At 31.5% G+C, this 7,150-nt stretch carries 9 protein-coding genes; all 9 read left to right on the forward strand.

Annotated elements, in window-relative coordinates; translation table 11 throughout:
- The 9 genes from mobP2 (at position 1) to RV14_RS10115 (ending at position 7,102) form a co-directional block, all read left to right on the forward strand.
- Complete coding sequence (mobP2, locus tag RV14_RS10075) at positions 1–1,245, forward strand: MobP2 family relaxase (protein ID WP_071856131.1); 1,245 nt, start codon at positions 1–3, stop codon at positions 1,243–1,245.
- A gap of 95 nt (positions 1,246–1,340) precedes the next feature.
- Positions 1,341–1,604 (forward strand): type II toxin-antitoxin system Phd/YefM family antitoxin, encoded by a 264-nt coding sequence (locus RV14_RS10080; RefSeq protein ID WP_071856132.1) that lies wholly within the window; start codon positions 1,341–1,343, stop codon positions 1,602–1,604.
- On the forward strand, positions 1,604–1,873 hold the full coding sequence (locus RV14_RS10085) for a Txe/YoeB family addiction module toxin (protein ID WP_071856133.1): 270 nt from the start codon (positions 1,604–1,606) through the stop codon (positions 1,871–1,873). Before RV14_RS10080 ends, RV14_RS10085 begins: the two co-directional genes overlap by 1 nt.
- A 151-nt stretch (positions 1,874–2,024) precedes the next feature.
- Entirely contained in the window at positions 2,025–3,605 is a 1,581-nt protein-coding gene (locus tag RV14_RS10090; RefSeq protein WP_071856134.1) for a DUF3991 and TOPRIM domain-containing protein, read from the forward strand.
- Between the two features lie 13 nt (positions 3,606–3,618).
- On the forward strand, positions 3,619–3,858 hold the full coding sequence (locus RV14_RS10095) for a hypothetical protein (RefSeq protein WP_071856135.1): 240 nt from the start codon (positions 3,619–3,621) through the stop codon (positions 3,856–3,858).
- Positions 3,851–4,069, forward strand: coding sequence for a hypothetical protein (locus RV14_RS10100; RefSeq protein WP_071856136.1), 219 nt, complete (start codon positions 3,851–3,853; stop codon positions 4,067–4,069). The genes RV14_RS10095 and RV14_RS10100 overlap by 8 nt, the downstream gene beginning before the upstream one ends.
- Before the next feature lie 38 nt (positions 4,070–4,107).
- On the forward strand, positions 4,108–5,883 hold the full coding sequence (locus tag RV14_RS10105) for a helicase C-terminal domain-containing protein (RefSeq protein WP_245785498.1): 1,776 nt from the start codon (positions 4,108–4,110) through the stop codon (positions 5,881–5,883).
- An 87-nt stretch (positions 5,884–5,970) separates the two neighbouring features.
- Complete coding sequence (locus RV14_RS10110) at positions 5,971–6,705, forward strand: hypothetical protein (protein ID WP_071856138.1); 735 nt, start codon at positions 5,971–5,973, stop codon at positions 6,703–6,705.
- Positions 6,706–6,832: 127 nt separating this feature from the next.
- The gene (locus RV14_RS10115) at positions 6,833–7,102 is read left to right on the forward strand and encodes a hypothetical protein (protein WP_071856139.1); all 270 of its coding nucleotides are present in this window, start codon (positions 6,833–6,835) and stop codon (positions 7,100–7,102) included.
- The last annotated feature ends 48 nt before the right edge of the window (positions 7,103–7,150 follow it).

Here is a 7,150-nt window from a genome sequence, read left to right on the forward strand (position 1 = left end):
ATGGTGCAAGCAGCAATCGTAACTAAGTGGAAATTTGTAATGTCCAACAACAAAAAATTTCAGAAGTATATTAATTATATTGATCGTGACGAAGCAACTAGATCAAAAGAATTTCAACAGTATAATATTTTAGAAAGTGATGGTTATAATCAGTACATGGAAAATCCTGAAAAGTCTTCGGGATTATTTACTGCAAATAAGAACCGTCTATCTAAAGAAGAAAGAAATACTGTCAAAAAATTATTTCGTCAGGCACAAAAAAATGATTCATTGATGTGGCAAGATGTGGTTAGCTTTGATACGAATTGGCTAATTGAAGTGGGACTATATGATCCAAAAGCTAAAATATTGAATGAAGAAAAAATTATGAACGCTATTCGAGTTGCAATGAATGAACAATTGAAAGCTGAAAATCTTCGAAATAGTGCAGTATGGACGGCGGCAATTCATTACAATGAGATACACCATATCCATGTGCATATTGCGATTGTCGAGCCAGAACCTACTAGAGAATATGGCACTTTTACAAGAAAGGACGGCTCAACATACGAAGCAAGAAAAGGATATCGATCAAAAAGAAATGTGGATCGCTTTAGAAGTCAAGTAATGAGTCAATTGCTGGATCGAGACCAACCTTTGGCAAAAATATCTTCAATGATTCGTACACAACTTGGTAACCATAAAGGAAATATGAGATATCTACCAGATACAGAACTGAAATATTTGTACAATAAAATTTACGAATCTTTACCACCAGATCGAGGTAAATGGAAATATAATATGAATGTTCTAAATGCTATTCGACCAACGATTGACCGATTTATTTCAACTTACCTGAATGCTTATGAAAAAGAAGGATATAAAGAACTCCAAAATCTGTTAGATGAAAATGTTGCTTTCTATATGAACTTATATGGAGAGGGAACAAAAGAATTTCAGCGAGCAAAAGATTTTAAAACGAATAAAAATAAAGAATTATATACTCGTTTAGGTAATGCCTTGTTAAAGGAAATGTCTGAACAAAATAAAAAAGAAAATGAAATTCCAACCAAGAGTACTTCAGTAGATTGGAATAAATTAGTGGAAAATCAATATCAAAAAAGAAATGATACTCACTCAAAAAATATTGACTTATCTAAGGTAAAAAAAGCACTTCGGAAAGATTTTCAAAGTATCAAAAATCAACAAATCTATTTGAAAAATATGAGAGAAAGAGAGCAACAAGAACAGGGATTAATTCGATGAAAAAGTAGTATCTATTTTAATTAAATTTTTGCATAATGTTTACGTACTTAAATAAGTACGCTATAATGGAGATATAAAACAGAGGAGGGATAGATATGGCAAATACAGTCTTGAATCCTAGTTCCGCACGAAAAGATTTTTACAAGTTATTAAAAGATGTCAATGAAAATCATAGGGAAATTGAAATCATTAGTGAACGAAGTGAAAACAATGCAGTACTTATTGGTTTGGATGATTGGAGAGCAATTCAAGAAACGCTATTTCTTGAACAAACAGGTACTTTAAATGTTGTTCGAGAGCGTGAAAAAGATAATAGCGGCTTTACTGATATTGATGAGATTGATTGGGATAATCTATAATGAGTAACTATTCTGTAAAAATCAAAAATTCAGCTAAAGCTGATTTGAAGAAGATCAAACAATCTAATCTTAAATCTCAGTTTGAAAAAGTTATCCAAACTTTAAAAGAAGATCCTTATCTTCCTACTCAATCATTTGAGAAACTGAAACCTACACATGAAGGTCGGTATTCAAGAAGATTAAATAGGCAACACAGAGTGGTTTATAAGGTAAATGAAGATGAGAAAATGGTAGAGATTTATTCAGCGTGGACACATTACGAGGTATAGCAAAAGTGAAAAGAATCAAATAGTGATGGCAATAAAGAAGAGAAGCGATTATTTCGTTTCTCTTTTTTTAGTTTAAAATATAAATATTTTTTGACTACGAGAAGTGGATAGGAAACTATTCACTTCTTTTTTATTTGGAGGAAATACAGTCATGAAAAATAATGAATATAAAGAAATCTTAGCTGAAGCTAAAAAAGTATCTATTACGTCAGTGATGGATGATCAGGGAATGGAATATATTGATATGAGGAACTTTGCTCAAGGTGTGGAGCATGACAGTTTGATGATTGATAAAAGAAAAAATTATTTTTATTGGAATTCGCAAATTGAAAATGGAAAAGTTGTTCAAGGGGATGTAATTGAATTTGTCTGTCGTTTCTATGATATGAGTCACTTAGAAGCACTCAATTATTTAACACAAGAACGACATGATAAATTAACTAGAGTAGAAACAACGCCAAAACCAAAAGAACCTTTCAAGTATTATTTTAAGCATAATACCAGCTTCTCTGAGGTGAGTAATTATTTAGTTAATGAGCGGAAATTATCGAAAATATTAGTTTCAGTTTTACATGAAAAAGGATTTATCCAAGAAGATAAATATAAAAGAGCTGTATTTGTCTGGTCTGATACTGGAAAAGCAGTAGGTGCTTCTGTTATTGGAACAGAATATAATCCACAAAAATATGAACATGGACGTTTCAAAGGAATTGCTAGAAATAGTGAACCTAATTTTGGTTTTAATTTAACGATAGGCACGCCTAATAAGTTATATGTTTTTGAAGCACCAATTGACATGCTAAGTTATTGGTCAATGAATCCGCAATTAGAGAATTGTATGTTGGCTTCCATGGATGGGTTGAAAGAACAGTCTGTTTATAAGTTTATTTCTCAAATGTATATAGCTAAAGGTGCACTTCCATATGAAGGAGTTTATTTAGGTGTTGACAATGATCCTGCAGGTCACCGTTTTTTCGATAATTTGTCTAAATTATCTTATGTAATTAATGAGACAAAACAAGAAATAAAATTTAAAAAACTAATTCCTAATGACTTAGATATTCCGAAAAAGAATATTTCAATATATCAAGAAGCCGCAAAAGTTTATCAAGTAGACTGGCTTGCAATTGCAGCAACTCATAAAGCACTGACAAATTTTAGTGAAGAAGGAAAGGTTGCTAATTCATGGAACATAAAGGAATACTTCTCAGGAGAAAATATGGACATTGTTTTAGAAAGTAAGAAAGTAGGACAAAAGTTAGCTCAAATAAGAAGAGAGTCAGGCGAATATGATTTCCAAAAATTATTTCGTATTGATGAAGGAATGAACCCTATAGAACTACGTGGGCTACATGAGAAAGTTAGTACCTATTATGAAGATTATCAGAATCTTGGCTATCGACCTACTGAAGGAACTATTAAAGATTGGAATGATGCGTTGAGATATAAAATTTTTGTTCAACAGGAAGCTAGGTTACTGGAAGCAGTTTATGAACGAAATGGGAAGGAACGAATGAAGATATTCAAAGACGAAGAACGTAAAAAATATATTGCAATATCTCAGGATACGCAGTTTAATGATCCATTTTTTGAAGCAGATTCTCTAAAAGAAGCTGCTATTTTAGTGAAAAATTATGGATTCCAAGCGGTAGATAAAGAAGATCGTATCAAATATCAAATTGAAAAAACACCTGAGAGAAAAAAACAAGAAACTCTTATGATGAGTCGATGAGGAGGAAAGAAATATGGGTTTATTAGATCGCTGGAATAAGGATAATAATCAGAATACGATGTATCAAAATTTATCTACATTGTACAAGCAAATATTAAAGCAAGTTACAAACAATGAGCTGGAAATATTACAGTTTTTAGAATTTAGTAGTCAGCTATATAAATATGATCTAGAAAGTGTGTTATTTGCTTATGGGCAAAATCCAAATGCAAAATTCTTAGCTGATTTCAATACATGGAAAGACGTTGGATAGTTATTATATTCATGACTACTTTATCAAACACTCTCTAGATCTTGTTCATGAAGGAGGAATTGTTGCAGTAATTACTTCTTCAGGTACTCTTGATAAAAAGGATTCATATTTTAGAAAAGAATTATCCAATCAAGCCGAGCTATTAGGCGCAGTTCGTTTGCCAGAAACTGCTTTTAAAGAAATAGTTTACGAGCTACTGATATGTATATGAAATGTCAGTATATATTAGAAAAGTTCCAGGGGCGTGGGGTGGTTTTTGCAACAGGTACTCCTATTTCTAATTCTATGAGTGAGTTATATACAATGCAACGTTATTTACAGCCTGAAGAGTTAGCTAGAATGGATTTATATACTTTTGATCGATGGGCGTCAACATTTGGGGAAGTTGTCACTGCTCCAGAAATAAATCCAGAAGGTAGTGGATTTAGAATGAAGAGTCGATTTGCAAAATTTCATAATCTACCTGAGTTGATGAGTTCTTTTCACTTAGTAGCTGATATACAAACAAGCGATATGTTAAAGCTTCCTGTTCCAGATATAGCTAATGGAAAACCCCAATTAATTGTTTCTGAGCCAAGTGAATTTCAAGAACAGAAGATGATGGAATTGGCAGAACGTGCGGATAATATTCGTTTAGGGAATGTAGATCCACGAGAAGACAATATGTTAAAGCTAACCAATGAAGCCAAACTAATGGCTATTGATGCTCGGTTACTTGATCCAGAAGCACCTGTATACAAAGAAGGTAAGTTATATAAATGTTCTGAAAAAGTATTTGAAATATGGCAAGATACATTGGAGAAACATTCAACACAGATTATATTTTCTGATTCTGGTACTCCTAATCCTAATAAATTTAACGTATATGATGAAATGAAACGGATACTTATTGAAAAGGGAATTCCTGAAGTAGAAATCGCCTTTATTCATTCAGCTAAAAATGATAGACAACGTGAAGAATTATTCGACAAGGTGCGTCATGGAGAAGTTCGAGTGATTATTGGAAGTACTGAGAAATTAGGAACAGGGACAAATATTCAAGATAAGTTAATTGCTTTACACCATTTAGATGTACCTTGGAGACCAAGTGATTTGACTCAGCGAGATGGCCGAGGAATTCGTCAAGGAAATGAGAATTCAGAAGTTCAAATTTACAGATATGTGGCGAAAAACTCCTTTGATTCTTATCTTTGGCAAACACAAGAAAACAAGTTGAAGTTTATCAATCAAGTAATGACTGGAAAAAGTATTGCTCGTAGTGCAGATGATATTGATCAATCTACGTTGGATGCAGCTGAAGCAAAAGCTTTAGCAACAAATAATCCGATGTTGGTAGAGAAGATGACTATTGACAGAGAGATAATGAATCTTCAATTACAGAAAAGTGATTGGCAATCTAATCGTTTAACATTAACTCAAAATTTAGAAAGTGTATATCCAAAAGAATTAGAAGAAATTCAAATGAATTTAGAAAAAACTATTCAAGATAATGAGTGGGTAGCAAGTATTATTAATAGTGACTTTTCAATAAAGCTGTTAGGAATCCAATATACTGATCGATCAGATGCGTTAGAGGTTTTTAATACAATACTTCAGACAGAGCTTGAGCAAGGAAAGGAAATAGGCGAATTTTATGGTTTCAGCATTAAATTAGATGTTTCTAGATTTGGACAGATGGTTGTCTCGTTAGAAAGAGAACGAAGTTATGCTGTTGCAATCGAAAAGAATGGAAAAGGGACATTTACTCGAATGACCAATGTATTAAAAACTTTACCTGATAAAATAAATGATTTGAAAAATGAAAAGAACAATTTGATTAAGAAAATGAACCAAGCAGAACAACAAGTCTTAAAACCTTTTGAGAAAGAGGAAGTATTAAATGAGTTATTAGAGAGACAAACTGCATTAAATTTATCGTTAGAAATGAGAGAAAAAACTTCGTCGAACTCTCAGCAAGCAGTAGTAGAAATATCAGAGCCATTAGTTACAACTTTTAAAAATACAGGTTTAGAACAAAGCAGATAAACCTATACCTTTCCCCATTTATATTGTTATATCACTATAGATGAGGAAAGGTTCTTTAGATAATTTTTGTGCGAAAGAGAGAAGTTAATGATGAAAAATACAAATTATAATAATCAAATCAACAAAATCTTAAAAGAAGAGTTGTATTTTAAAACAGACAATATAGAAGAAGAGATTCGTGAACGGTTGAATATTATTAATGAATATTTTTCTAAAAAGTCAATTTATAAACTTCACTATGATAATTTGAAGTATTATGACTATAGTTTGGCAAATTTTTCCCCATCTTATTTTGGTATATCTTGGACTCAGGAAGAGTTTTTTCCTTTTATGAGTAAACATAGTTCAGAAACTTTAATGATATTGGAGATGTTAGTATTATCCTATTCTAAGATCATTTATGAAATGGTTATTCATGATGTTTCTTATTATCAAGCGGATTTTCCTTGTTTTATTACACCAAGAGCGTATTTTGATAAGAGAATTTTCAATTTTACTCTTCAAAATGAAGAATTGCTAGATTCTTATTTTCAGGTAATTATTGATTTGCATAATGGTCAAAGAGAAGGATCACTTATTAATTATCAAGGTCAAGAAATTGACGAATATTATATAGAATCAGAAATGTGGGATGCTATCACAGAAAAATTATTACAAGATTCAAATAATCCGGCATTTGAATATTTTGTTGTGAGTGCAATAAAAAGTTATGACTCACTGTGTAATAGTGTCAAATTTTTTACTGATTATCAACCAGTGTTATTGAGAGTAACATTGGATGCGTTTTATCATTTTTCAGAATTAATCAAATACACTAGATAATAAAATTTTATTTCTCCCTTGCTTATACCACGCATGCGTGGTATATTGTTGGTAACAAATGGTAGTATGTTACATGACTAATAAGAACGATAGAAATATTAGCAATGATAAAGACTGGAGAAATGTTATGGGATATAAAACTAGTGAGGCAAAACGAAAAGCTAATAGTGAATATCGTAAAAGAAACAAAGAAAAAGAAAGAAATGCTTCTTATCGAAGAACAACGAAGTTATATTTGTTGAAACATGCTACTTTTCCTGAATTATTAGATTTTCAGCGATATATATTTGAGCGGATAGATGAAATGGTTAATTCTGATCAATATGATAGTAAGGAAAAAGAAGAATTTGAAGAAGTATATCAAGAACTACTCAGAAAATATGAAGGGAGAAAATAATTATGGAATTTATATCATTTGTGGATAGATGTCAATAAAGTAGACATA

This window comes from Enterococcus ratti, assembly GCF_001886195.1.
In the GTDB taxonomy this organism is placed as follows: Bacteria; Bacillota; Bacilli; order Lactobacillales; family Enterococcaceae; genus Enterococcus_B; species Enterococcus_B ratti.